A 25,150-nucleotide genomic window follows, 5' to 3' on the forward strand; every position below is an offset into this window, starting at 1 on the left:
ACAGGCCTCGACGCGAGGGCGGCCGTCACCACTGACACCGTCGGCGATTTCCGGCGCACCACCCTGCCGATCGCGTACGACGACGAGGTGACCCGCAGCGGTCTGCGCACGCTGTTCGGCATGCACACAGCCCGGAATCGCCGTCGTCGGGGAGGCCGTCGACGGAATCGAAGCAGTCGAGCGGGCGCGGCTGCCGCTGCCTCATCCGCTGTGCCGGAAGCCCCTGCCGGTGCGGTCGAGGGGGTCGGGCGAGAGGCCGAGGAAGCGGTCGCGGAGGGTGTCCCAGGTGGTGAGCCGGGTGAAGTCGGGGGTGTCGAGGATCTCCTGGCGGTCGGTGAGGAAGGGGTTCGGCAGCAGCACGGTCATCATCTGCTCGTCGCGGCCGTTGAACAGGCGGGCTCCCCAGCTGACGGGGGCTCCGTCGGAGCCGAGGCTGCGGTAGAGCTCGGCGCGGGAGCAGCGTCGGATGCGGCCGAGTTCGGGCCCGGAGGCGGTGTGCTCGCCGATGCACAGGTGGAAGTGCCAGGCGCCGAAGTCGACGGTGGCGTACCCGTCGTTCATGGTGATGGCGGTGGGCGCGCAGGGGGCGCCGACCTCCCAGGCGGCACCTTCGATGATGGGCCCGAAGTGGATGTGCTGCCAGTGGTCGGTGAAGACGGTGGTGACGAGGTCGAGGAGGGTGGCCTCGTCTGCCGGGAGGGGCCAGACATGCTGGGTGCCGCCGCCGGGGGTCTCGATGACGGTCGGGTCGGTGGTGGTCATGAGGCCGTCTCCTTGGGGTTGAGGACGCAGTCGCCGCAGATGCCCGCTCCCGGCACGCGGTAGTACAGGCAGCAGTTGCGGCGGCGGAAGGCGAGCGGCCCGGCCGGGGTGGGGCGGCAGGTTCCGGCCCCCGCCAGCGGAGGCCGGTCCAGCAGCGCGTGGACGAGGGGGATGACAGGGTAAGGGGCGTGCGGCTCCCTGGCGATCAGGACGCGGTGGGCTCCGACCAGCGCGGAGGCGGCGTTGCCGCGCAGGGTGTGCGGGGAGACGCCGGACACGCGCCGTACGGCGTCGGCCCAGGCGGTCAGGTTCCGCACGGCGACGGTGTGGCGCAGAGCCGGGAGCGGCTCCTGGTCCACCTCCCGCGGGTCGGGCAGCCACAGGTCGGGAGGACCGGATGCGGGCAGGCGCCACCACAGCCGGTCCGGCCCCAGATCGGGGACGCGGCCGGTGAGCGCGGCGCCTGCCAGGGCGATCGACCAGAGCCGGGAGGCGGTGCCCAGGTGCAGGGTGGAGGCGGCCACCCTGGGCTGGTCGGTGCCCAGCCGACCGGCGACGACCCGCAGGCACTCCGCCAGCGCGTCCGAGTCGCCGTACAGCTCCGTCATCGGCCGGAAACGGCCGCCCGGGGGGCAGGCCCCGGTGGCCACGGCGAAGTACGGTCCGATGCCGGAGATCCGCGCCAGGACGCTGGGGGTGATGGCCGCGGTCACCATGTCCGTACCGTCCGCGTCAGCTCGTGGAAGCTGCGGGTGTGGACGACCTGCCCGTCCGGTCCGGTGAGGGTGAGCCGTTCCCCTCCGTCGCAGCTCACCCGCGTGAGCGCGCCCGGAGCGCCCGGTTCCGCGACGGCCAGTCCTTCCCGGGCCAGGGCCCGTTCGAGGAGCGGGAGCACATCGGGTGCCGCATCCACCGCTACGGCGGCCCGCGCGGTGCGGCGCAGTCCGAAGCTGCCGGAGACCGGGTCGAAGGCGAGGTGGTCGGCGTCGAAGGCGGCGGCGACGGCTCCGCCGCGGATCAGGTCCTCGGGCGCCCCCGCGTGGACGCGGGAGTCGCGGTCGACGAGCCATACGGCGTCGGCCACGCGCAGCGCCAGCTCCAGGTCGTGCGTACTGACCACGACGGTGAGGCCCTTGTCCCGGGCGAGGTCGCGCAGCAGCACGGTGAGCGCCACGCGTGAGGGCACGTCGAGGAAGGCGGTCGGCTCGTCGAGGAGGACGACCTCGGGTTCCTGGGCCAGCGCCCGCGCGGTCAGGACGCGCTGGCGTTCGCCGTCGGAGAGTTCGGCGGCGGCACGGTCCGCCAGGTGCTCCGCGCCCACCGCCTTCAGCGCCCACTCGACGGCCGCGTGGTCCGCGGCGGTCAGGCGGCCGGTGAACCCGGTGTGCGGGTGGCGGCCGAGCCCGGCCAGTTCGCGTACGGACAGCAGCCCGGGGTCCACCCGGTCGGTCAGGACGACGGCAAGCCGTCGCGCGAGAGAAGCCGGCTGCCGGTGCGTCAGGTCCGCCCCGCCGATGCGTATCCGACCGCCGAGCGGCGGCAGGAGTCCGCACAGGGTCCGCAGCAGCGTGGACTTGCCCGCGCCGTTGGGCCCGAGCAGTACGGTCAGTTCGCCGGCCCGCGCCTCCAGTTCGAGCCCCGACAGTACGGCCCGGCCCGCTCCCCGTCGGCGCGGTGACCGGGTGCGGTAGCCGACGGCGAGCCCCTGGGTGGCCAGGCCGCCGGGGCGGTCCGGTCCGTCGGCCGTTTCCGTGACGGGTTCGGTCAGCGTGTCGGTCACGAGGCCACTCCTTGTACGCCGCGGCGGCTGCGGATCAGGAACGCGATGACGACGGGTGCGCCGAACAGTGAGGTGATGGCGTTGAGCGGCAGCACGGAGTCCGTACCGGGCGGCTGGCTCAGCAGGGCGCACGCCAGGGCGAGGAAGGCGCCGGCGAGCATCGACGCCGGGATGAGCACCCGGTGGTCCGAGGTCCCCAGCGCCACCCGCGTCAGATGCGGGACGGCCAGGCCCAGGAAGGCGACGGGTCCGCAGAACGCGGTCGCCGCGCCCGCCAGCAGGGAGGTGCCGAGCAGTGCCAGATCGCGGCTCCGTCGTACGTTCAGCCCCATGGTGCGGGCGTAGTCCTCGCCGAGCAGCAGGGCGTTCAGCCGCTTGGCGGTGAGCAGAGCGGTCAGCAGTCCCGCGCCGACGACGGGCAGCATGACCTGGAGGTCGGGCCAGGTCGTGGCGCTGAAGCTGCCCAGGCCCCACATGACGAACTGCTGGGCGCGTTCGGGCCGGGCGTAGACGAGCATCACGCCGACCACCGCGGTGGCTGCCGAGCCGATCATGACGCCGATGACGAGCAGGGTGACGGCCGACTGCACCCACCGGGAGAGGAGCAGGACGAGGGCCAGCACGGCGGCGGCGCCGAGCGAGGCGGCCAGTACGACACCCACGCGCCCCAGCCCGGCCAGGTTCCCGGTGAAGCTCCCGGCGACCCCGCCGGTGCCGACGACCACGGCGGCGACACCCATGCTGGCGCCCGAACTCACCCCGAGGGAAAACGGGTCGGCCAGCGCGTTGCGGAACAGGGTCTGCATCTGCACCCCCGCCACCGCGAGGGCGGCACCGACGGCGGTGGCGGTCAGCGCGCGCGGCAGCCGGACCTGCTCGACGATCACCGTCCACCGCGGGTCCTCGGCGGTGCCGCCGAACAGGACCCGCACCACCTCCGCCACCGGCACCGGGTGGGAGCCGGTCGCGATGGTGAGGACGAACAGCGCGGCGGTACCCGCCCCGAGGGCCAGGACGACGGCGAGGCGCCGGCGTCCTGGCCGTACCGCCGGTCGGGCTTCCGGAGCGGTTGCCGTGCAGGTCGTCATGGCTTGGGCACCCGCGTGTAGAAGGTGAAGGTGTGGTCTTTCGCCCGGTCCGGGTGGATCAGCGCGAAGAGGTCGGCGAGGACCAGGTCCGGGCGCAGCACACCGCGCTCGAAGTAGTCGTTGCCGCCGCTCGGGCCCAGCGCCTTCGTGTTCGTCCAGACCGCACCACCGGAGAGTGCCTTCAGCTGCCCGTAACGGCTGTCGGCCTTGACCGCGTCGGCGGTGGACTTCCACTTCTGGTCGGCGATCCAGACCGGCGCCTCGCCGCCCTTGGCGTACACCGCCTCGAAGTTCAGCTGCACGTTGCCGGTTCCCGCCTCACCGGCCCAGGGGTAGGTGCCGCCCGCGTCCCTGATCAGCCGGGCGGCGTAACTGCCGCCGGCGGGCATGTGCCAGGTTCCCTGGTGCATCGTGCCCGGCAGCACCTCGACGGGCTTGCCCGCCGCGACTGCCCGCGCGCCCTTCTCGGCGACCTTCCGGTAGTCGCCCTCGATGGTGTCGAACACCTCGTCGGCGCGCTTCTCCGCCCCGGTGAGCGCGGCCATCGCCTTGACCCACTCGGCGCGGCCGAGCGGACTGGACTCCAGCCACTCGGCGTTGGCGACCACGGCGATACCGGCCTGACGCAGCTTGGGATACTGCGGGTCGTCGGTGCCCTGGGTCATCAGCACGTCGGGCTTCGCGCCGATGACCGTCTCGGCGTTGAGGGTGCGGTCCTTGGCGTACTCGGTGACCTTGCCCGCTTTCACCCGCTCGATCACCTGGGCGGAGGAGATGTTCGCGGCGCTCGCGACGCCCGTCAGGGCGTCCAGGGTGCCGGTCTCGGTGAGCAGCGGCAGGTGGGTGGTGGAGGCGGAGTACAGGCTCTTGACCGGAACGGTGACCTGCTGCGCGGATGCCAGCTCACCGGTCAGCTCCGGTTTCGGAGCACCGCACTTCACCAGCACGTACGACTCCGGCTTGCCCTTGGGATAGGGCTCGTTGACGGTGAGGACCTGGTAGCTCCTCTCGTACCGGAGCGTGAAGTTCTTGGCGTGCTTCACCGTCGACTTGACCGGGAAGTAGTCCTTGCCCGGGTCGAAGTCCTTGATACAGCCCTCACCACCGGACCGGGCCTTGGCGTCGGCGGGCGGGCCGGTGTCGCCGCCGCACGCGGTGAGCGTGAGGGCGACAGCGAGAAAGGCAGCCGCGGCGGCCTGACGGCGGCCGGGCATGGCGGATCGTACGGACAAGGTGACTCCTGGTGGCATGTGTGGGCAGCGCGCACCGGCACTCCGGGGCACGTGGTACGGCGTACGGGAAGGGACCCGCTGAGGAAGGAGCCGTCAGAACCTGAGGAAACGGGCCCGCGGGTGAAGCCGGGCAGCTCGGCCCCACAGGGCCACGGGCAGCACAGAGCTGCCGCCTTGGGTACGCAGGCACACGGGTGCCACCGCCTCTCCTGGGGAAATCCGCCCCGTACATCGAGGTGCGACGGCGTGAGTCTCCTGACTCGGGATCAAAGCTCCTCCGGCCTTCCCACCCCGGATGGGGCGGTGGCCATGGCGGATTCGCTCCCCCTACACAGTGGCGGTACCGTGCCGGAATCTCACCGGCTTCCTCGTTCCGCCGTCGCTTGTCGGACGGAAGCATCGCAGAACCGGCCACGACCACGCCAGACCCACATCTGTGCGACCAGCCACAGAGGGCGTCGCCCTGAGGTGACCCGTGGCAGCGGGACGGGGCGCGCGAAACCCGGTCCGCTGACCTGAGCCTTGGCCGTGGAGCGCGTGATCAGTTGGGGAACTCCCGTTTCAGGCAAGGGAATCGGCGGTACCCGGTCTGCTCGTACACTGTCTGAACTGGACGTATGCGATGCTGTGAGTCATTCAGTCCGGTTCTCCCCGAACCCTGACTGTCCCGGAGCTCTGCCGTGCCGTCCTCGTTGCCAGTCGCCGGGGTTGCTGTCTCGGCCGACGAGCCTGTGCCGGCCGATGCTCGGTTCGGCGGCGAGCGTGCCCATCGCGTTCCGGGCCGCCGCCGACAGCATCTGGCCAGACGTCAGGGTTCAGGACAGCCGAAGTAGGCTGCGACGAAACGACGTCGAGAGACGCGGACCGGGGGATGCGATGAGCGGCGCAGGCGAACAGCCACGACTTCGAGTGAAGACGGACCGGCTGACGGACCTTGCCGATGACCTCGACGGTATGCAGGACTACCTGGACAAACAGGTCAAGCGAATGGATGTGGTCGTCGACCGGATCGAGGCGGGCTGGCGGGGCCCAGCCGCGCAGGCCTATCGGGACCTCCACCGCGGTGCGGCCGAGGACGCCGTACGTATCCGCCTGGTCATCCAGGCACTTGAACAGGCCGTGCGGTTCAGCCGGGACGGGTTCTCGGAGCAGGAGCTGGACGTGATGGCACAGCTACGGAAGATCCAGGTCGAGACGGATGTGAAGCGGGAGGTGGACGCGCTGTCGACGCCGAACACCGACGTACCCGCCGTGCCGCGCAGCCGACTCTCCGAACTCTGAGAACGCATATGTCAACTGACGACTTCTGAACGGGGGGAGCATGGCGGGCGACGACGACATAGCCGTCGACTTCGCGGCGCTGCAGGACCTTGCCGGGGATCTTGAGGACATCCTCAAGGGACTCAACAAGCAGCTGGACCTGCTCTACCGGCGCGTCGAGAAGGTGGTCCTGACCTGGGAGGGCGAAGCCCGGGAGGTGTTCATCGACAAGCTGGACGAGTGGGACCGCTCTGCGGCGGACCTTCAGGCTGCCCATGCGTGGCTGCAGGACGTCGTGGTCAACGGGGAGATCAACTACGCAGCGGCGCACCGGGCGGTGCTGCGGGGCTGGGGTGCGGCCTGATGGCAGACCTGCCCTCTGGCAAGCAGCGGCAGCGGGAACAGGACCAGGCCAGGACCGCTCCGCCCAACCGGGGCGTGGGCCGCTTCGATGTGCAGCCTCAGCACCTCTATTTCACTTCGCTCGTTGTTCGCGATGCTCAGTTCGCCTATGACAAGAAGGCGAAGCAACTGATGGACACGCTGGACAAATACAGTCAGTCCGCGGGGACGGGCTGGGGAGCGGACTCCTTCGCCGACCGGTACGGCATCGTCGCCGGGAAGTTCCTGGAGTTGTGGGCGAAGAGCGTGGTGTCGGTGGGTGGTGTGGCCGTGGGCTTCACGCAGACGGCGAACAACTACGCGTTGGCCGACTGGGCGGCGCGGAAGGGTAAAGGGGATCCGCCGGACGAGAAGCAGCCGCCGGCGGTCATCGCCACCGCGCCCAAGTACGGTCCGCCGAACGACCTCACATGGCGCGGGGAGGGTGAGTACCACGACTCATGGGCGATCTCCGGAATCCTCGGAGAGGTCCCGGACTTCCTCATGTACATCATGAAGCCCGTAGTCGACGAGGGGCTGAGACTCGGCCGCATCCACGAGAAGACGCCGGGTGTCAAGGAGGAGGAGTTCCGCGACATCGCCAAGGCCTGGCGGGAAGCCTCGAAGAACGCGGAGAAGGCCGCTGACGACTTCACGGACGCGATCTCTTACATCACCGATCCCACGGGCGACGGGGAATGGCAGTCCGCGATGAGGGCTTTCTGCCAGACGATCTGGGGGACCACGGCCTGGGGGAAGGCCCGCGACCAGCGGGCCGAGGTGACGGCCAAGAAGGGCACCCGGAACTGGAAGACCCATGGGAAGGTGGACCCCGCCACCAGGCGCCCCGTCATCGAGGTCCTCGGCAAGAGCGCGAACGTGATCCAGAAGCTCTTCGATGACCTGGCCGACATGGGTCAGAAGACCACGGAGACCACTACGCGTCTGGCGAAGGAGGCCACGGACAAGACGGTGAGGAGCCTCACCGTGGATCTCGATCTCTCCAAACTCACCAGGCTCGCGGCCGGTCTCGTGTTCGCGGAAGTCGTTCTGACCTTCCGGTCCCATATGGACAAGGCTTCCATGGACGCGGCGGTCGAGGCCTATCACGAGGCGTTCAGCGATGCCGCGGGCAAGCTGGCCATGCTTGAGTTCGAGCTCGACGAGGCGCTTCTGAGCGTTCCCACGTTCCAGGCGGAACGGGCTCGGGCACAGGGGTTCGGTGCGCGCTCGCTGAACGAGTTCAAGAAGGAGCACAGCTGGCAGCTGCCGGAGAGCCAGTTCCCCTACAAGTATTCGGTGGACCTCGCGGCAGCGGAAGGCATGGGGAATGCCCATACCCTTGACAAGCATGTGGGGAAGACCGACGAGCAGTTGCTGCAACGGATGAGAGACGAAAGCAGAGCGAGCGGTGAGCCGAAGATTCCGGCGGCCTCGACCTACGCCGACGTTGAGTCAGCACAACGGTTCACGCAGTATTGCCTACGCGACAACAGCAACGAGATCGATCGGTGGCTGGCAGGGGACCCGCCGGACAAGTTCATCACCATCGAGACCGGCTCCGTTCCGCTGCAAGGTCCTCTCACCGGTGACGCCGTGACCGGTAAGGGCGTCACCTATGACGGCACCAAGATTTCGGAGGTGCACGACACCAAGGGCGTTTCCATGCGGCTCATGCGTGACCCGAGCCTCTCGCCGCCCTACATGGTGTTCACCTCGATGCCTGTATGAGCGACCTCTGGATGGATTGTGGAGCTGTGTCGGTATGAGTTGTCCTTCGATGCCCCTGGACGCCGATTCCTGGCGGTCTGCCGTGGAGATGTACGACCGTCGGTACACCTTCGTCTCGGTCGGGCCCCGTACGGGCGACGACTGGCTGCACGACGTTGCCTCGGTCATGCGGGGAGAGTCGGTGGAGCCCCGGTCGTGGCGGACCATCGATCCCGACGAAGGGGAGGAGGAGCGGGAGGACGACCCGGCTTTCCCCTTCGTGACCCCGCCCGCGGACGAGGAGGGCTCGACGGAGTGGCAGAGTCGGCTCAGGGAAGTCCCGCGTTCCTCAGTGGTGCGGCTGCTCGTACTGCTGGCCACCCTCGATCTCGATGTCTCCCGGGACCCCCGCCTCCCCGAGCGACTGGCTGAAATGGAGGAGCACGCTCGGGTGATTCTCTCGCGCTGCCCCGACCGGACTCAGTTCTTCACGAACACCTGGGGAGGCGGCGCGGCCTTCGACTTCTATCAGCGGATTTCGAGCTGCTCACCGCTCAGTCGGTACCCCTGGGACCTGGGACTCCTGTGGGTGTCCGACGAGGAGGTCGGGCTGATCTGGTCCTTCGACCCACGTTGAGAGGTAACAGCCGTTGTTGACCCGTTCGGCTACATATCCGGACCGAGAAACCGCCCAGTGGGCCACCCAGCAGGTGGTGACCTGCAACGAGCAGAGGATTCACCGCTGGCTGGCCCAGGGCACGCGCTCCCGCCTGACCATCGAGGCCGCCTGGCCTTCCCGTGAGGCGCCCGTCGGCCGGGTCCTGCTCCAGGCGATGCTGCTCGCCGGGCGCGACCCCGTCGACGTACGAGCCGCACGTGTGGTGCTCAAGCGTGATCCGGACAGCCCGCACGGCTTCGTCGTTCTGACCACCGTCCCGATCTATCTGTAGAGGTCAAGTGCCGTGTCCATGAAGCCGCTTGAGTTCGATCGCCGCTACGGCGAGCTGGACCAGGTGATCAGCGCGTACATCGGTATGCCTGCTGACGACGAGCCGAGCGGGCCGAGCGAGGCCCTCCAGGCCTACCTCCGCCACACCTGGCACACCCGTCCCTGGGCCCTGGCGACGGCCGAACAGCAGATCCGCGAGTACGCGCGTAACCCACCGGGCCGACTGCGTCTGAGCCTGGGTGAGTTCTACCCCGTGCCGGATGTCGGCCTGCCCGAATCGGCGATCCAGGACTGGCTGTTCGTGATCGCGGACCACCTGAAGCGGTCCATTGAGCACGGCGAGGTCCCGCCCACGTCCACCCCTCGTACCCACTGGGAGTGGCGCGCCCGCTTCCCCGAGCTCGGCCAGCTCCTCGGGGGCTGGTTCTCGCAGGACATGCCGGACGAGTTCCCGGACCACGACGCGGCCGTGGACGACTACACCGCCGCCACGGACGCGCAGCTGGTCGCGCGCCTCATGGGGGAGCTGCACGAACTGCTCGCCCTCTCCCTCGAAGAATCCGACTATGCCCTCGCGGTGGCGGAGCTGGGCATGGAGGTCGACCCGCCCCGGCCGTACTCCCCGAGCGGCTGGCTGGCCCACCTCGCGGACGGTCTGGGCGGATCCAAGGCGGACTACGGCCCCGGACCGGCCGCAGGCTGAACCGTTCCGGGTTCGGTCGAGACGCGGTTCCGTGAAGGGGTTGAGTCGTGGCAGGTCCCTCCGCCTATCCCCTTGAGCTGTGCAAACGAGCGGTCCGGATGGCAGCGGAGGTTCGCGGTGACTGTCCGAACGAGTCGGCCGCGCTGAGGGCGGTCGCCCAGCAGCCGGGCATCGGCTCGGCCGAGACACTGCGGAACCGGGTGAAGCGGGGCGAGACCGACTCCGGGCAGGGTCCGGGGACGGACTCGGAGGAGTCCGCGCAGGTCTAGGCGGTGAAGAAGGAAGTCGCTGAGCTGCGGCGGGCGAACGACATCCTCAGAGCTGAGGCGTCCTTCTTCGCGGCCGGGCTCGAACGGCCATATACACGCTCGTGGCGTTCATCGACGAGCGCCGGACCTCCCAGAGCGGCCCTGGAGGAATCGCTCCCAGGCCGAGCTGGCCACCCCGGAGTGGGATTGCTGGTACTGCCACCGTCGGCTCCACGGTGGCGGTGGGCGACGACAGCAAGCCCTTGGAGGCAGGAGGCGCCCAGTGGGCCGCCTGGCAGGTAGTGGGCCGTCTGGCAGGTGGTGACTTGCAATGAGCAGAGGAGTCACCGCTGGCTCGCCCAGGGCGCGCGCTCCCGCCTGACCATCGAGGCCGCCTGGCCTTCCCGTGAGGCGCCTGGCGGCCGCGTCCTGCTCCAGGCGATGCTGCTCGCCGGGCGCGAACAGTCGACGTCCGCGCCGCACGTGTGATCACCGCGCCCGGTCCACCATCGCCGGCCAGTTCGAGAACGCCGAAGAGCCGGACCCTGTCCGAGCGGCAGGCCCGGCTCGGACACCGCTCCCCGCGATCCACCCAGCACTACGTGACGATCACGCCCGGCACCCTGTCCAATGCCTACTCCGATGCTGGCGACTTCGAGCGCAACATGCGCACCATCGAGGTCGTGGTCGACCGTGACGCGGTGGTCACCGGCGTCGCTGCAGCCGGTGAGCCCGACAGCGAACCTCCCCGCTCTCGTCCTGCCCGAATCGGACTCGTTCGAGGCCACTGTGCTCCGCGAGGAACTGATCACCGCCCTGGACACCGCAGGCTGTGAGCATCACGTCAACGACACCCTCGCCTTCGGCCAGTCGTCCAGCATCCTCACTCGGCCCGCCGACGTCTACACGGTCTTCAGCCTCCCGGGCCGGGACGACCATGTGCCTCACCGGGACGCGGACGCGCTACCTGTTCGTGGTCCGGCGTCGTAGGGAGACGCAGCAGGGCCGACCGTGTCCGTCACACAGTCGGCCCTTGTGCGTATGGGGGGTGGGCGGTCAGTTGCCGGAGGCCTGGCGGCGTATCCGGGCGGCGAGCAGCAAGCCCGCGCCGGCAACGAGCGCGGTGCCCGCGCCTCCCGCGATCAGGGGCGTGTCGCCCGCGCCGGTGGAGGCCAGCTGAGCGCCGCTGCCGCTCTGCGGGGTCACGGCTGTGTTGCCGGTGCTTCCCGTGTCTTTCTTGTCGTCGTTCCCGGTGTCGGCGCCGGAGCCGTCCTGGTCCTTCTGACCGTCGTTCTTGTCGTCCTTCTTGTCGTCGTTCTCGTCCTTCTCCTGCTGGGCCTTTTCGTCCTTCTTCCGGGCCTCGTGCTGACCGGTGAGCAGGAATGCGGCACGGTCGGCGGGGGTGCCCGCCAGAGCGGCGCGGCCGGCCTTGACGAGCTCGGGGCCGCCCCCGTCGATGATCTGGGCGATCTCTACGCGGTTGTCCTGGTCCCGCAGCTCGTGCTGGGTCACCTCCAGGAAGTGGCGCAGCTCGGCCGGGGTCGGGGAGCCGTTCAGGAGCTTGCTGATCGCTTCGCTGAGGATGGGGCCGTCCCAGCCCTCGTCGATCCTGGCGAGCTCGACCCGGTCGTCCTCGGCCTGCGCGAGGTGGCGGCCCTTCTCCAGGAAGGCGATGCGGTCCGCCGGAGTGCCCAGCAGGGCCTTCTTGGCGGCTTCCTTCAGCGCGGGACCGGCGGTGTTGACCAGGCGGGCGATCTCGATCCTGTTGTCGGTGTCGCGAAGCTCGTGCTGGGTGACCTCGTAGAAGTGGCGGAGGTCTGCCAAGGTCCGCCCGTCGGTCTTCAGGAAGGCCTTGATTCCTTCCTTCAGGTGGGGGCCCGCAGAGTGCAGGAGCTTCCCGATGGCGACCCGGTAGTCGTCGAGACGGATGCTGTGCTGGTCGGTCTCGATGAACGTGCGCATGGCCGCGGGGCCGTCGGCGATGGCCTTGTGGCCGGCTTCCTTCATGTACTCGCTGGCCATCGGGTCGGCGATGATCGCGAGGATGGTCTTGCGGTCCTGCTCCGCCTGGTCCTCGCCGGACGCGTCCGCGGCCTCGCGGTCGGGGGCGGTCGGAGCCGGCGGGTTGGTGGTGGACGCGGCAGCCTGGTTCGAGTCGGCGAACGCCGGCGACGCGAGGAGGACGGCCGGAGCCAGGGCAGCGGTGGTCACAGCTGCGGCGATCCGGGACAACTTCACGGAAAATACCCCCTGAAGGAATAGTCTTTGCGTCGCAAAGACTATTCACCGCCGCAAAAGGTTGTAGAGGCCGGATACTTTCGTTCGTATCGGGTTGATTCGTTCCGCCGTCGTGTACTCCGGCCTTTGTATGACAGATACCCGCCTGATCCGTATCGGCCGGGACGGGACCGTACTTGCGACGGGGCCGGCCGGTCGGCATCCCTTTCGTGCCCGGGGGCGAGGCGGGGCGGCAGTCATGGGGGAGAGCGGTGATCAGCCGTCCCGGGACCAGGTGCAGGGTGCCGGCGGCGCCGCTGAGAACAACCGGCAGGCCGACGATGCACGGAGAGGGAGCCAGGCAGGGGATAGGCGCTCACCGCCTTGCCTTTGCCGTTCGCTTTCGGCAGGCACCAGAGGGACCGGACCGGCACGGGCCCGAGGCCGAAGGGGAAGCGCACCGCTTCGCTCCTGGACAGGCTGCGCGAAGAGCTCGGAGATAGTGCGGAGTTGCTGGAGGCGTACGCTCTCGACCGAGCCCGCGCGCCCGACCAGGAGCCCGTTCTCCGGAGCCTCATGCCGGAGTTGGCGATGATTCCGATCCCCGAGGTCGGCCCGGCACGGATCACCGCGCCCACGAGCGTGATCTGCGGGCGGCACGACCTCCAGTTGCGGCCGAGGGTCGCCGAACCGCGAGCGCCCGTTACGGATGGCCGCTGTACGTGATCGAGCGCCGCGGGCGATCCCGCCTTCGAGCAGCTGGAAGCGTTCCCGGAAGCGCTGCGGACGGAGATCGGCAAGCCTCTTCCGCCACGCGCCGTATGACTCCTCGGGGAATGGAAGACCGACCAAGAGGAGGCAGCGATGACGATTGCCATGATGGTGGACAATCCACACGGATCGCAGGAGATCTACGACAAGGTTCGGGAGCAGCTGGGTATGCAGGAGAAGCCCGCGGGCGGCATCTTCCACGCCGGCGGGCCGAGCCCGAACGGTGGCTGGCGCGTCATCGAGGTCTGGGAGTCGGAGGACGACGCGAAGCGTTTCATCGCCGAGCGCCTCGCCCCCGCCCTCCAGGCCGCAGGCGTGCAGGGCCCGCCCCCGACGCCGCAGTTCTGGCCGATCTACAACTACATGGCCTAGGAGTATTCGCCCACCCATAGCAAAGCCTCAGGTTTCTGACCTGGGCTCTGCTATGGGTGGGTGAATGACGGAAATCGAAATCTCGCCGCGGGCTCGGGCACTCGGTAGCCGCGTTAGCCTGGTCATCGGCTGTGATTCGTGAATCGCAGCGCGGCGGTGGGGCTCGCCGTATCCGAACCGCGGCGTCGATGCCGCCGACAGTCCCTACTTGCGATCGTGTGTGCCCGCGTGCGCGTGGGGCTGGCGAGTAGGAGACGTGTACCCATGACCACCCCGCATTCCGAGGCGAGGGACGAGCCCGCCGACCCCGACGTGGGCCTGCGCACCGCGGTCCGAAGGCGTACTTCCTGGCGGGAGCAGGCGCCGGTCGTGGCGGTCGTGGCGGTGGGCGGTGGCATCGGGGCGGCGGCTCGCTACGGGGCCGTGCTCGTGTGGCCGACCGCGGCGGGGGCGTTTCCGTGGACGACGCTGTGGGTCAACGTGGCCGGCTGTGCGGTGATCGGCGTGTTCATGGTGGTCATCACCGATGTGTGGGCGGCGCACCGGCTGGTGCGGCCCTTCTTCGGCACCGGGGTGCTGGGTGGGTTCACGACGTTCTCGACGTACGCCGTGGATGTCCAGCAGCTCGTGGACGGCGGACACCCCGGGACCGGCTTGGCGTATCTGGCCGCGGCTCTGTGCGCGGCGTTGGCGGCGGTATGGCTCGCGGCGACGGCGACGCGCCGTGTGTTGGCATGGAGGCAGCGGTGACGAGGCTGACGGGCAGGGCTCTACGGGTGACGGTCTTCGTCGGTGAGAACGACACCTGGCGGCACAGACCGCTCTACACGGAGATCGTGCACCGGGCGCACCAGGCCGGCCTGGCCGGTGCTTCGGTGTTCCGCGGGATCGAGGGCTTCGGAGCCTCCTCGCTGATCCACACCTCGCGGCTGTTGTCCCTGAGCGAGGACCTGCCGGTGGCGATTGTCATGGTGGACACCGAGGAGCGGGTGCGGGCGTTCCTGCCGCAACTGGACGAACTGGTCCGGGAGGGGCTGGTGATCCTCGACGACTGCGAGGTCATCCGCTATGCGGGCAGGGGGCCGGACGCGTGAACTGGCTGCTGGTGGTCGTGGGCGGCATGATCGGCGCCCCGTTGCGGTACTTGACCGACCGTGCGGTTCAGCAGCGGCACGACACCGTCTTCCCCTGGGGCACTTTCACCGTGAATGTGGTGGGCTGCCTGATATTGGGCCTGCTCACCGGGGCCGCCCTGGCGGGTGCGGCTTCGTCGCAGGTGCAGTTGCTGCTGGGCACGGGGCTGTGCGGGGCGCTGACGACGTACTCGACGTTCTCGTTCGAGACGCTGCGGCTGGCCGAGGACGGGGCGAGGTTCTTCGCCACCGCCAACGCTGTCGCCAGTCTGGTGGCGGGACTGGGGGCGGCGTTCGTCGGAGCCGCGCTCGCCGGGGAACTCTGGGTATGAGGATGCGCGGGGACCGAGGTCGCTCGGGAAGCCGACCGGCCGCCGGCCCGTGCGCGGGTCGTGCCCGATGGCGATGGAAGACCACTCAAGGGTTCCAGCCCGCATCACAGGTTTGTGCACGCAGGCAGAGCCGAAGCCCCGCCACCAGCGGTGGCGGGGCTTCTGGGCTACGGAGCTGCGCCTCGTCCGCGTGAGGCCGCCGTCACTCGCCCTTGGGTTCGACGTAGGTGCTGTCGAACCAGTCGATGAACTCGCGCACCGTGCCGATCTTCGAGATTCGGGCGTGCAGGGCCTTCTGGTCGTGGCCGATCACGAACCAGCCGCCGGCCACCGGCTCACCACAGCCGCAGTAGCAGGTGCGGGCGCCGTGCGGGGAGTCGAAGTAGGTGATCGGGTTGCGGGTCGTCTCGACGGGAGTGGGCTTGCCGACATAGGCGTCGTAGACCTCGTCGCCCGGCGTGAGGTACCTGCCCTCCATCGCCTTGCGCCCTCCGGCCACCGGGACGAGCTTGTCGATCTCGATGGCCATGCGGACCTTCCCCTCGTGGGAGAGCAGGGCGTAGCGCTCCTTCTCGGCACGCTCGCCGAGAACCCAGCAGCCGCGGTTGGCATGGAAGAGGGCCTCGTCGTCCATAAGGGGGTCGAAGCCGACGATGTTGCGGCCGAGCTGGTCCTCCTGCGGGTTGACGTAACGCCTTTCACCGAGAGTGATATGGATCATCATCTGCCCCCAATAGGTGAATACCCAGGGCTCCCCGCCCTGTGGACTATCAGGAGCGTGGCACGGTCGATGAATACCTTCAACCCCCGGGGTCCTAGGTCTTCAAGTAGGTCGATGAACAAGGCTTCCGCCGCACCCTGCGCTACCGCATCGCATCGCACCGCACCCCAGGACGGCGTTCCCTGAGCTTCCCGCACCGTTCAGCGAATCCAGGTTGTAGGGCAGTTTGAGGGACTTGCCGGGCCGCCTCGTGCCGGGTGTCTCGGGAGAGGGCCTCGGCCTGGTGGAGGTAGAGGTGCGAGGCCGCCGTCGCCGCCGAGTGCCGAGGCGAACGCCTCTGGTGCTGCTGCCCAGTGCGCCTGATCGCCCGCCCCCACCTCGGTGACGTGCCCGAGCGCCTTCGGTGACGTCCAGCCCGTTCAATCCCTCGGGAGCGCACGCCGAGGATGGTGAACTCCAGGGGGCCGGGCAACAGCGCTGGGAAATGTTCGCAGGTCAGCTCACAGTTCGCCGGAGGCAAAGTGTTATGCACCCTCGGCTTTCCCGTGTCCTCGCTCGGCTACGTTCCTCAGCAACAGAGTCAACCATCACCAGGGGGCCCCTCATGCGCCGTACCCGTGCGCTCATCGTCGGCACGGTGGGTGTCGCCCTACTGGCGGCGTCCGGTACGGCCTGCGGTCCCGAAACCGGTACGCAGGGCAAGGCGGCGGCCTCCACAACCTCGGCCCCGTCACCGTCACCGACGGCCACGGCCACCGCCACCGCCACGGCCACCGCCACGGCCTCCGCCACGTCAGCGACCCGTTCGCCCTCGGGGAGCCCGGCTCCCACGCCCGCAGCCAGTACCACCACCCGCCCCGCGCCGCGTACCCCGGCGCCGCCCTCGAAGTCGCCGACCCGGCCGCCTGTGCCCACGTACCTGGCGATGCATGCGGCCGCGCCAGGGGGCAGGATCGCGCTTGAACCCGGTGGGAACCCAAGGGAGTTCACCGTCACCCTCCACAACGGCAACACCCGGGCCTACCGGCACCTGGTGCTCGCCTTCCAGATGGAGGGCATGCCGGGAACGACTGTCAACCCGGCGTACACCCTGGAGCGCTGGGACGCTGCGGCCGGGACCTGGCGCGCGGCCACTCTGCGCATCGCCAACGACGTCTTCCCGTACACGCTCTACACGGGCGGCACCCCGCTGGCAAAGGACGCGGCGTCCACCCACCGCTACCGCGTCCGCGCCCTCACCGGCGCACCGGCCGGGCCGAACCCCATCCTGATCAGCCTGATCGACACGGACGCGGACACCCGCGTGTATTCGACCTCACTGTCCCATACCACCCTCGACTAGCCCGGGCACGCCGGGGAGCGTGGGCTGGCCCGGGCACGCTGGGGAGCGCGGGCTGTGCCTCGCGATGGCGTCGTGATGGCCGTACTAGTAACGGGTGGTGCGGCTCAGGGGGGGGCGGTGGGGGTGCCGCAGTTGGCTGTCGCCGCCCCGGGCCCACGACTCGGCGGCGCCGTCAGGCGCGGTACGGGGCTGGGGCTGATCGTCCAGAACGGCTGGATCGTGCAGAGCCCCCTCGTTCTTCGGTTACGCCGCTCTGGGCGTTCGCGCTGAGGCTGGGTCGGGCGGGGGCTGGCGGATTCGGTCGGGGTCAGGCGGATTCGGTCGGGAGGCCGGCCTCGACCCAGTCCTGGATGCCCTCGCGGTATTTGCGGACGTTGGTGTAGCCGAGGGCGGTAAGCCGGTCGGCGACCTGCCCGCTGTTGGGGCACGTCGGGTTGGAGCAGTACGTGACGATCGCGGCGTCGCGGTCGGGGAGCAGAGCGGGCGCCTGGGCGTCGACGTCGGCCGGGGGCAGCGCCAGCGCGCCGGGCAGGTGCTGCTGGGCGTAGTACGCGCCACCGAGCGCGTCGACGACGGTCACGGATTCGGCCTTGATCGCTGCTGCCAGCTCGTCGCGGGTGATGAGTGCGGTCATGCTGCTGCCTCCAAGGAAATCGGACTACAGTCCTGTTATGGCTCACGACAGTAACGGACTGCGGTCCGTTTCGGCAATGCCCCTGGAACTGCTGCGGACGCCGCCGCCCAAGGAGCGCGCGGACGCGGCCCGCAACCGGGCCGCAGTGCTGGAGGCGGCCGCCAGGCTGTTCGCCGAGAAGGGCGTCGAGGCGGTTTCCATGGATCAGGTGGCCGCGGCCGCCGGCGTCGGCAAGGGCACCCTGTTCCGCCGCTTCGGCGACAAGTCGGGCCTGGCCGTCGCGCTACTGGACGCCCGCGAGCGTGTGCTGCAGGAAGCGATCCTGCACGGGCCACCCCCATTGGGCCCGGGGGCTCCCGCCGGCGAGCGCCTGGCCGCGTTCCTCAACGCCTACTTCGACTACCTGCTGGAGCATCTGGCGCTGGTCCGGATGTCCGAGACCGCTACCCCCGGCGCCCGGTACCGGATCGGGGCCTACCGGTTCTGGCACCGCCATGTGGCGATCCTCCTCGCCACCGCACCCGACCCCGACCCCGACCCCGACCAGGCTGCCCACGCCCTGCTCGCCGCGCTGGCAGCCGACCACGTCGCCGCGCTCCTGCCGGAACTCGGCGAACAGCGGATGCGTACCGGCCTGCTCCACCTCGCCCACTCGGCAATGTGAACGGCCCTGCCCCGGCGGCCAGGGCTTACGCGCCTTGGCCGCCCCGGTGCCGCCGCTCCTCGGGTGAACCTCAAGATCTCTTCATGATCGCGCATCGCCGCAGGCTGAAGACGTACGCGAAGACGCACTGAAGGTCAGCCTCTGGCCAAGTCGAGCTCGTTGTCTGCCGCGAGGTCGAGATCGCTGTCTGATGCGAGGTTCCGCCGCATATTCCGCCAGGGCCCGGTGGAACTGAGGTTCGTGGGAATCAACGGTGCTTGCCGGGCTGCGGACGCCGGTCACCCCTACGGCTTGATGTTCTGGTTCACGTGGAACAGGTTGCCGGGGTCGTAAGCCCTCTTGACCTCTACGAGGCGCTCGTAGTTGCCCCGGTAGTTGGCCCTGATCCGGTCCTGGTCGTCCTCGGCCATGAAGTTGATGTACCCGCCTTCCTCCGAGTGCGGAGCGGTGGCCTGGTAGTAGTCACGCACCCAGGCGATATTGGCCTCGTTGTCGGCAGGGTCCGGCCACATTCCGGCGATGACGGTGGCGAACGTGGCATTCCGGTAGGCGAAGGCCGTGTCCTCCGGCGCCACGCGGTGGCAGGCACCGTTGATCGGGTAGATGTGCATCGTCGAGTTCATGGCGGGTAGCCGAGGACCGTGATCGAGGTGTGCTGTGATCGCCGCATCACTGAGCTCTGTCACGAAGTTGGCCTTCCAGTAGTGCTGCAGGCCAGGCGGCACCAGCGCGTCGAACGCGCTGTTGAGCGCGGGGTACGGCATCGGGCCCACGTGCTCGGCAACCACCGGTGCGATATCGCGGAACCGCTGGACGGCGCGCTCTCCCTCATCCATGGGGCCGGCCCAGCACGCGACGATCAGGATGAAGGTGTCGCCGTGCCGGTCCTCAGGGATGAACGGCAGTGGTGGGGCGATCTGGAAGGCGGGGAAGCCGCCGAGTTCCTCCGGGGCGTCAGCGATGAGTTCGCGGAACGCACGCAGAACCGTGCCGGCATCCTCCAACTCGTACAGGATGGGCCCGCCATAGATGTCCTTGACCGGGCTGAGCTGGAACTCGAACGATGTCACCGCGCCGAAGTTGCCGCCGCCGCCGCGGATGGCCCAGAACAGGTCGTCGTGTTCTTGCTCGCTCGCGACGAGTAGCCTGCCCTCCGCAGTCACCACATCGGCCGAGATCAGGCTGTCGCAGCTCAGGCCCAGGCTGCGGGCGAGGTGTCCGATGCCGCCACCGAGGGTGAGCCCCGCGACGCCGGTGGTGGAGACGATTCCGCCCGTGGTCGCCAGACCGAACGCGTGCGTCGCCGCGTCGAAGTCACCCCAGGTCGCGCCGCCGTCCACACGCGCGGTTCGTTGCTCGGGATCGACGCGGACGCCTCGCATACCGGACAGGTCGGCCACCACGCCGTCGTCGCAGGTCCCGAAGCCGGGCACACTGTGCCCGCCACCACGTACCGCGAGGTCCAGCTCGTTGTCACGTGCGAAATCGACCGCAGCCATGACATCGCCCGCATTGGCACACTGCACGACGGCAGCTGGTCGCCTGTCGAACATGGCGTTGTAGACCTTGCGCGCCTCGTCATAGCCATCGCTGTCAGGAGTGACTACCGGTCCCCGTGCGCGTTCCCGCAACCGTTCGATCGATGAGTTGTTCACCAACCTCACTCCTTACGCGTCATTGCCGCGAGTTCCGGAGATACCCAGCCCACAGCCCTCAGCGCCCGTCGCCCCATGCTCCCCCGGCCACTCTGCGCCCCGGCTGCGTCTGTCCTGAGCCCTTTCCACGCTACGCCGATGAGTCGGATGCTCAACTCGACAGCCTCGGGAACATCCACGCGGCACCAACGGTACGGACCAGGTCGGCGGCATGGGCGAGTCGAGGGTCTCTCCGCCCGGCATCCCCGGTGGTCGGTCTCGTATGTCCAGGATCAGAGGTCAGGGAGCGATCCGCCCTCCTGCGGCGGCGCCCGTGGCCGGTGTCGCGCGTGATCGCTGAGGGCCGTTCGACACCTGCCTCGACGCGACGCCGAGCGTGCGGAAGAGGGTCCGGACAACAAGAAGACCCAGGTCGATGGCCGGGGCCCTGGTCGTGGAGAGGGCGACGAGATTCGAACTCGCGCTCTGGGCTTGGAAAATCAGCGGTGCTTGGGCCGCAAGAGGCCCTGAACGGGGGTTCTGCAGCGGGCAGGTGGATAGGCCCCTGTCTCTGAGAGCCGTATCTGACCGTTGTTGTCCGCTCTGTTGGGCACGGATGGGGCACGAGCGGAGGCGGCGGTCCGGGCGCCGCAGCGGCCACTCAGAGGTGAACGTCCAGGAACTTCCGTACCTCGTCGCTGGTCATGGGTCCCGTGCTGTGCGCCACTGCCGCTCCCTCCTTCAGCAGGAGGCAGGACGGGGCTCCGGTGATCCCGTATCGCTCGGTTGTCGCCGGGCAACGCGTGATGTCGGTGCGGACGACCGTCAGGCGGCCCGTGTAGACGGCGGCGATGTCGCCCACGACGACATCCATCACCCGACAGGGCTCGATCGCCTTGAGCCATGCCCCGGTGAAGTATGCGAGAACCGGAACCTTGCTTCTCCCGAGGATGAAATCGAACTCCGCGTCCTCACGAGGTCGGTGAACCAGTTTTGTCATGGGAGCTCCTGACCTCACGTTACGTACTCCCTCCCATCATCCCTCGCGCGGTGTGCCAGGTCGGCCCTGGCCGGTCGTCCGGCCGGCTGCCGGGAGGGAGGTACGGGCCGCCGCAGGACGGCGGTGGCCCCTGGGACGAGCGGCCCGGCCCCTTGTCACGACGACAGGAAAGCCGTTTCCCGGGTCGTAGCGGCTTGGCACCGGGAACGAGCACGATCTCCGGACGCTCACGGACGCGGCGGTGGACGGGTGACGCGTCAGCGGACCCCGAGACCGACCGCCAGCGTCAGTTCAAGGACCCGGTGTGGTGATGCGAGATCGGGAAACAGCTCCCGCAACTGCGACATCCGGTATCGGACCGTCTGGGGATGGACGAACAACGCCGCCGCGACCTCGTCCCGCCTGCCCTGGTGCAGCAGCCACGCCCGCAACGTCTCCTCCAGCCGTCGTGCGGTTGCGGCAGGCAGGGTCTGCAACGGTGCGAGGGCTCGGGCGCGCAGGTCTGCGAACGCGTCCGCGTCGGCGCTGAGCACCAGGTCGGGCAGGTGGTCCTCGGTGTCGCGAATGTCAGAGGAAAGGGAGCGCGCGCGTAGGGCTCGTGCGTACGAGGCGGACGCGTGGGTCCATGGCCGGGCCGGGCCGACCACGGCGGCGCGGTCGGTCAGCTGCCGTAGGAGACGTGATCGGTCGGCATCGGGGACGAGGAGCACACCGGTGGTATCCGGCAGATCGTCGAGGACGAGGGTGCTCGGGTCCAGCGTCCGGTAGGCAGGCCGGGCCTGGGCAGCGGGCAGCAGGACGGCGGTCAGCGAAACCGGAGGCTGCCACCTGGCCCGTTGGCCGGAGGCCAGCAGCACGTCCGGGCTCGCGCCGGCGAGGAGGTCGCGGGCCAGGTGTTCCAGGTGGCGCTCGTGGGCTCTGCCCCGGGCGGCCAGTTCGTCGGCGTGGCCCGCGGCGCTCGCGGCGGAGAGCTCGTCGATGTAGGCGAAGGTCAGCTCGGCGAACTTTGCGACCTCGGCGGCGGGCAGACCCGCGGGCACGGCACCCGCTGCCAGACAGCGCCAGGCGACCCGGGCGCCGACGCGGTAGGCGCTGAGCAGGGCGTCCATCGAACGGCCGTCGCGCACCTCGCCGCGGCCCAGCTCGTATGCGGCGTCACCGGCGTCGCCGCCTGTGGCGTTCCCGCTCGCAAGGTCCAGGTAGTGCCCCAGGGCGGTGCGGACGGATCTGCGGATGGTGGCGCCCATGCGGCCCGACAAGGCATGGGCGTAGGGAGGAACCTCGTCGATGATCGCCTGGACGACTTCGTCGGCGGTGGTCTTCAGTGCGGCCCGAAGGACGGTGACCGTCGTCTCATCCAGGGTCAGTTCGCTGGCCCTCCGGATTGCATAGCTCATTTTTTGTTCCCTGCGAACAATTCAGCCAACCAGATTTACGTCCTGTGGTCAGGACTTTACGCCCAGAGGCGCAGCAAGCTGGAGTCATGACGAGTGGAGCCCTCCGCAGCAGGGCGTGGAAACTGCTGGAGATGGTCACGACGCCGCTGCTGCCGTCGGACTACCTTGACCTGGTCAGCCCGCTGCGTGCGGGCGCTGACCTGTGTGGGCGCATCGAGGCCGTGCACTCCGAGACCGATGACTCCGCGACTGTCGTGATCAGGCCGGGGCGGGGCTGGCGCGGCCACACAGCAGGCCAGTACGTGAGGATCGGGGTCGACGTCGACGGAGTGCGCCTGTGGCGTGCCTACTCCATCACCTCGCCGACAAACCGCCGGGACGGCCGTGTCACGATCACCGTGAAGGCGATCCCGGACGGCAAGGTCAGCAACCACCTGGTCCGCAGGGCGAGACCGGGCACGCTGATCCAGCTCGACCAGCCGACAGGTGACTTCGTACTGCCGCGGGTCAAGCCCGCCAAGGTGCTCTACCTGACGGCCGGCAGCGGCATCACGCCCGTGATGGGCATGCTGCGCGACATCGAGCTCGACGACGTCGTCATGGTCCACTGCGCGCCACAGCCTCAGGACGTGATCTTCCGCAAGGAACTGCACGGCCTGGTCGCGGACAAGAAGCTGCGGCTCACCGAGGTGCACACCGACACGGACGGCAAGCTCGACATCGCCCGTCTCGACGAACTCGTGCCCGACTGGGCCGAGCGCGAGACCTGGGCCTGCGGGCCCGCAGGCCTGCTCGACGCCGCCGAAGAGCACTGGACCGAACAGGGCGTCCAAGAACGCCTGCACACCGAACGCTTCCGCCCCAGCATCGTCGTCGCCGGCGACGGCGGCGAGGTCACGTTCAGCGCCACCGGCAAGACCATCGTCGCGGACGGCGCCACGCCGTTGCTCGACATCGGCGAGGAGGACGGTGTGCTCATGCCCTCCGGGTGCCGTATGGGCATCTGCTTCGGCTGCGTCACGCCGCTCAAGGCCGGCGCTGTCCGGGACCTGCGTACCGGCGAGATCACCGAGGCCGGGCCGGGCGTCCTCATTCAGACCTGTGTGTCCGCCGCGGCGGGCCCCTGCGACATCGAACGGTAGGAGCACCTTGACCGCCATCGACCCCACCGCACACCTGACCGCGGAGCAGATCGAGGAACTGGGCCGCGAACTGGACGCGATCCGCGACGAGGTGATCGCCGACCGCGGCGAGAAGGACGCCGCCTACATCCGCCGGGTCATCTCGGCGCAGCGCAAGCTGGAGCTGGTCAGCAGGGGTGTGCTGCTGTTCTCGATCTTCCCGCCCGCGTGGCTGATCGGCACCGCCGGGCTGTCCGTGGCGAAGATCATGGACAACATGGAGATCGGCCACAACGTCCTGCACGGTCAGTGGGACTGGATGCGCGACCCGAAGATCCACTCCACCACCTGGGAGTGGGATCACGTCTCGCCGTCCGATCAGTGGAAGCACTCGCACAACGAGCTGCACCACACGTACACCAACGTGATCGGCAAGGACAACGACCTCGGCTACGGCATCATGCGCGTCGACGAGGACCAGAAGTGGCAACCCTTCCACCTCGGCCAGCCGCTGTGGAACTTCCTCAACGCCTGCTTCTTCGAGTACGGCATCGCAGCGTACGACCTGGAGCTCGGCAAGAACCTCGGCAAGCGCCGCCGCAAGAACCCGGAGTTCCGCGCGCGGGCCAGGGCCGTGGGCCGCAAGATCCGCAAGCAGGTGCTCAAGGACTACGTGATCCACCCGCTGCTGTCGGGCCCCTCATTCCTCACCACACTCGCCGCCACGTTCACCGCGAACCTGGTCCGCAACGTCTGGACCCACTCGGTGATCATGTGTGGGCACTTCCCCGAGGGCGTACAGGTCTTCGAGCGCCGGTCGATCGAGGGCGAGACCCGCGGCCAGTGGTACCTGCGTCAGATGATGGGCTCGGCGAACATCAGCGGCGGCAAGGCCATGCACTTCATGACCGGCAACCTGTCGCACCAGATCGAGCACCACCTGTTCCCGGACCTGCCGAGCAACCGGTACGCCGAGGTCGCGGTGAAGGTGCGCGCGCTGTTCGAGAAGTACGAGCTGGAGTACGTCACCGGCCCGCTGCCCAAGCAGGTGTTCTCCGCGTGGCACAAGGTCTTCCGGCTCGCACTGCCGAACAGGCAGCCCGAGGTCAGAACGCCTGACCGTGAGCAGGACCTCATCGCCGCCTGACTCCCGGCACGGGTTCAGACCCTTCGACCGTACCGGGCTTGCTGGAAGAAGACCGCGCCCGGCGGCAAGGCTCGGCACCGTCTCACACACCGATCAGTGAGTCGTGGACACGCATCGATAACTGGCTGGCCGAGCACGCGCGGCAACCTGCGCAGCGCCGGCGCCACCCGCCGATCCGGCACACATCGCCGCGACCGAACGCGTCATCGGCCGGCCGCTCCTCAAGCCCTTGGTGACGTCACTGCTGCGCGTCTCCGTGGCCCCCAGGCGATGAGGTCGAGCCCGTCGCCTCCCGCGACTGCCAGCCCACCGAGTGAGCGGAACGGGCACGCCGCGAGTTGGTCCACGTTCGTACCGCGGAGCTGCTGGGGCCGGCCGGCGGGTAGCCCGTGTGCTGCTCATACACGTCCAGGGCGAGACCACGCCAGGGACGCCCGGCCGTGCCCCGTCGGCGATGGGAGGTGGTCATCATGCCGGACCGGACGGCTGCTGTGGTGGCGCGGGTTCGCTCCTGGATTGCTCCGCAGACGGCACGGAGAAGCGAAGCACAGC

At 69.1% G+C, this 25,150-nt stretch carries 27 protein-coding genes, 1 pseudogene and 1 riboswitch; of the genes and pseudogenes, 17 read left to right on the plus strand and 11 right to left on the minus strand.

All coding sequences use genetic code 11. The annotated features are described in order from the left end of the window. Positions 1–201: 201 nt before the first annotated feature. From CIB93_RS27155 to CIB93_RS27175, 5 genes are read right to left on the minus strand one after another with little or no spacing between them, the layout of a single operon-like run. Positions 202–762, minus strand: coding sequence for a hypothetical protein (locus tag CIB93_RS27155; RefSeq protein WP_096630630.1), 561 nt, complete (start codon positions 760–762; stop codon positions 202–204). After that, positions 759–1,478 carry a (2Fe-2S)-binding protein gene (locus CIB93_RS27160; RefSeq protein ID WP_096630632.1) on the minus strand — a complete coding sequence of 240 codons (720 nt, stop codon included), beginning with the start codon at positions 1,476–1,478 and terminating at the stop codon, positions 759–761. Before CIB93_RS27160 ends, CIB93_RS27155 begins: the two co-directional genes overlap by 4 nt. Further along, positions 1,472–2,542 carry an ABC transporter ATP-binding protein gene (locus CIB93_RS27165; RefSeq protein WP_096630634.1) on the minus strand — a complete coding sequence of 357 codons (1,071 nt, stop codon included), beginning with the start codon at positions 2,540–2,542 and terminating at the stop codon, positions 1,472–1,474. The genes CIB93_RS27160 and CIB93_RS27165 overlap by 7 nt, the downstream gene beginning before the upstream one ends. Then, positions 2,539–3,630 (minus strand): iron ABC transporter permease, encoded by a 1,092-nt coding sequence (locus CIB93_RS27170; RefSeq protein ID WP_096630635.1) that lies wholly within the window; start codon positions 3,628–3,630, stop codon positions 2,539–2,541. Before CIB93_RS27170 ends, CIB93_RS27165 begins: the two co-directional genes overlap by 4 nt. Further along, positions 3,627–4,862 (minus strand): ABC transporter substrate-binding protein, encoded by a 1,236-nt coding sequence (locus CIB93_RS27175; RefSeq protein WP_257002403.1) that lies wholly within the window; start codon positions 4,860–4,862, stop codon positions 3,627–3,629. Before CIB93_RS27175 ends, CIB93_RS27170 begins: the two co-directional genes overlap by 4 nt. 227 nt (positions 4,863–5,089) lie before the next feature. Beyond that, positions 5,090–5,282: riboswitch (cobalamin riboswitch) on the minus strand. 456 nt (positions 5,283–5,738) lie between these two features. Here CIB93_RS27175 and CIB93_RS27180 point away from each other — a divergent pair. The 9 genes and pseudogenes from CIB93_RS27180 (at position 5,739) to CIB93_RS27215 (ending at position 11,103) form a co-directional block, all read left to right on the plus strand. Continuing rightward, positions 5,739–6,143, plus strand: a complete 405-nt coding sequence (locus tag CIB93_RS27180) for a WXG100 family type VII secretion target (RefSeq protein WP_096630639.1) — start codon at positions 5,739–5,741, stop codon at positions 6,141–6,143. Positions 6,144–6,183: 40 nt separating this feature from the next. Beyond that, positions 6,184–6,486, plus strand: a complete 303-nt coding sequence (locus tag CIB93_RS27185) for a WXG100 family type VII secretion target (RefSeq protein WP_179500262.1) — start codon at positions 6,184–6,186, stop codon at positions 6,484–6,486. After that, entirely contained in the window at positions 6,486–8,234 is a 1,749-nt protein-coding gene (locus CIB93_RS27190; RefSeq protein ID WP_096630643.1) for an RNase A-like domain-containing protein, read from the plus strand. The genes CIB93_RS27185 and CIB93_RS27190 overlap by 1 nt, the downstream gene beginning before the upstream one ends. Before the next feature lie 34 nt (positions 8,235–8,268). Beyond that, positions 8,269–8,850, plus strand: coding sequence for a hypothetical protein (locus tag CIB93_RS27195; protein WP_096630645.1), 582 nt, complete (start codon positions 8,269–8,271; stop codon positions 8,848–8,850). Positions 8,851–8,863: 13 nt separating this feature from the next. Beyond that, on the plus strand, positions 8,864–9,163 hold the full coding sequence (locus CIB93_RS27200) for an RNase A-like domain-containing protein (RefSeq protein WP_096630646.1): 300 nt from the start codon (positions 8,864–8,866) through the stop codon (positions 9,161–9,163). Positions 9,164–9,175: 12 nt separating this feature from the next. Further along, complete coding sequence (locus CIB93_RS27205; protein ID WP_096630648.1) at positions 9,176–9,865, plus strand: contact-dependent growth inhibition system immunity protein; 690 nt, start codon at positions 9,176–9,178, stop codon at positions 9,863–9,865. 47 nt (positions 9,866–9,912) lie between these two features. Then, positions 9,913–10,134 (plus strand): hypothetical protein, encoded by a 222-nt coding sequence (locus CIB93_RS37530; protein ID WP_143660093.1) that lies wholly within the window; start codon positions 9,913–9,915, stop codon positions 10,132–10,134. 297 nt (positions 10,135–10,431) lie between these two features. Further along, positions 10,432–10,625 (plus strand): annotated as a pseudogene (locus tag CIB93_RS38140) (hypothetical protein); the annotation flags it as partial. Positions 10,626–10,839: 214 nt separating this feature from the next. Continuing rightward, positions 10,840–11,103 (plus strand): hypothetical protein, encoded by a 264-nt coding sequence (locus CIB93_RS27215; protein ID WP_257002407.1) that lies wholly within the window; start codon positions 10,840–10,842, stop codon positions 11,101–11,103. A gap of 66 nt (positions 11,104–11,169) precedes the next feature. Here the strand turns inward: CIB93_RS27215 and CIB93_RS27220 are convergent, their stop codons facing one another. Then, on the minus strand, positions 11,170–12,351 hold the full coding sequence (locus tag CIB93_RS27220) for an ALF repeat-containing protein (protein ID WP_143660094.1): 1,182 nt from the start codon (positions 12,349–12,351) through the stop codon (positions 11,170–11,172). Positions 12,352–13,194: 843 nt separating this feature from the next. Between CIB93_RS27220 and CIB93_RS27230 the strand changes: the two genes are divergently transcribed. The 4 genes from CIB93_RS27230 (at position 13,195) to crcB (CIB93_RS27245) (ending at position 14,938) form a co-directional block, all read left to right on the plus strand. Beyond that, positions 13,195–13,473: a hypothetical protein gene (locus CIB93_RS27230; protein ID WP_096630653.1), complete on the plus strand. Its 279-nt coding sequence runs from the start codon at positions 13,195–13,197 to the stop codon at positions 13,471–13,473. A gap of 264 nt (positions 13,474–13,737) precedes the next feature. Then, positions 13,738–14,223, plus strand: coding sequence for a fluoride efflux transporter CrcB (gene crcB / locus CIB93_RS27235; protein ID WP_096630655.1), 486 nt, complete (start codon positions 13,738–13,740; stop codon positions 14,221–14,223). Next, on the plus strand, positions 14,220–14,567 hold the full coding sequence (locus CIB93_RS27240; protein WP_096630656.1) for a DUF190 domain-containing protein: 348 nt from the start codon (positions 14,220–14,222) through the stop codon (positions 14,565–14,567). The genes crcB (CIB93_RS27235) and CIB93_RS27240 overlap by 4 nt, the downstream gene beginning before the upstream one ends. After that, positions 14,564–14,938: a fluoride efflux transporter CrcB gene (gene crcB / locus CIB93_RS27245; RefSeq protein ID WP_096630658.1), complete on the plus strand. Its 375-nt coding sequence runs from the start codon at positions 14,564–14,566 to the stop codon at positions 14,936–14,938. Before CIB93_RS27240 ends, crcB (CIB93_RS27245) begins: the two co-directional genes overlap by 4 nt. Positions 14,939–15,140: 202 nt before the next feature. Here crcB (CIB93_RS27245) and CIB93_RS27250 read toward each other — a convergent pair whose 3' ends face one another. After that, positions 15,141–15,659: a hypothetical protein gene (locus CIB93_RS27250; protein ID WP_257002404.1), complete on the minus strand. Its 519-nt coding sequence runs from the start codon at positions 15,657–15,659 to the stop codon at positions 15,141–15,143. A 604-nt stretch (positions 15,660–16,263) separates the two neighbouring features. Between CIB93_RS27250 and CIB93_RS38145 the strand changes: the two genes are divergently transcribed. Next, a complete protein-coding gene (locus CIB93_RS38145) occupies positions 16,264–17,001 on the plus strand; it encodes a hypothetical protein (RefSeq protein WP_096630661.1) in 738 nt (245 codons plus the stop codon). 307 nt (positions 17,002–17,308) lie between these two features. Here CIB93_RS38145 and CIB93_RS27260 read toward each other — a convergent pair whose 3' ends face one another. Further along, positions 17,309–17,635, minus strand: coding sequence for a rhodanese-like domain-containing protein (locus CIB93_RS27260; protein WP_096630663.1), 327 nt, complete (start codon positions 17,633–17,635; stop codon positions 17,309–17,311). A gap of 37 nt (positions 17,636–17,672) precedes the next feature. Here CIB93_RS27260 and CIB93_RS27265 point away from each other — a divergent pair, with 37 nt between their 5' ends. Then, the gene (locus CIB93_RS27265) at positions 17,673–18,299 is read left to right on the plus strand and encodes a TetR/AcrR family transcriptional regulator (RefSeq protein WP_179500263.1); all 627 of its coding nucleotides are present in this window, start codon (positions 17,673–17,675) and stop codon (positions 18,297–18,299) included. 284 nt (positions 18,300–18,583) lie between these two features. Here the strand turns inward: CIB93_RS27265 and CIB93_RS27270 are convergent, their stop codons facing one another. The 3 genes from CIB93_RS27270 to CIB93_RS27280 form a co-directional block, all read right to left on the minus strand. Then, positions 18,584–19,963 carry an FAD-binding oxidoreductase gene (locus CIB93_RS27270; protein ID WP_218839805.1) on the minus strand — a complete coding sequence of 460 codons (1,380 nt, stop codon included), beginning with the start codon at positions 19,961–19,963 and terminating at the stop codon, positions 18,584–18,586. A 631-nt stretch (positions 19,964–20,594) separates the two neighbouring features. Continuing rightward, positions 20,595–20,933 carry a co-chaperone YbbN gene (locus CIB93_RS27275; RefSeq protein WP_096630666.1) on the minus strand — a complete coding sequence of 113 codons (339 nt, stop codon included), beginning with the start codon at positions 20,931–20,933 and terminating at the stop codon, positions 20,595–20,597. 257 nt (positions 20,934–21,190) lie between these two features. Beyond that, positions 21,191–22,330, minus strand: a complete 1,140-nt coding sequence (locus CIB93_RS27280; protein WP_096630668.1) for a CdaR family transcriptional regulator — start codon at positions 22,328–22,330, stop codon at positions 21,191–21,193. Positions 22,331–22,416: 86 nt separating this feature from the next. On the opposite strand from CIB93_RS27280, the gene CIB93_RS27285 reads away from it, so the two are divergent. Together CIB93_RS27285 and CIB93_RS27290 are read left to right on the plus strand one after the other, a co-directional pair. Continuing rightward, positions 22,417–23,472 (plus strand): ferredoxin reductase, encoded by a 1,056-nt coding sequence (locus tag CIB93_RS27285; protein ID WP_096630670.1) that lies wholly within the window; start codon positions 22,417–22,419, stop codon positions 23,470–23,472. A gap of 7 nt (positions 23,473–23,479) precedes the next feature. Beyond that, positions 23,480–24,598, plus strand: coding sequence for an acyl-CoA desaturase (locus CIB93_RS27290; protein ID WP_096630671.1), 1,119 nt, complete (start codon positions 23,480–23,482; stop codon positions 24,596–24,598). Positions 24,599–25,150 lie beyond the last annotated feature (552 nt).

The organism is Streptomyces sp. WZ.A104 (assembly GCF_002382885.1).
Taxonomy (GTDB): Bacteria; Actinomycetota; Actinomycetes; order Streptomycetales; family Streptomycetaceae; genus Streptomyces.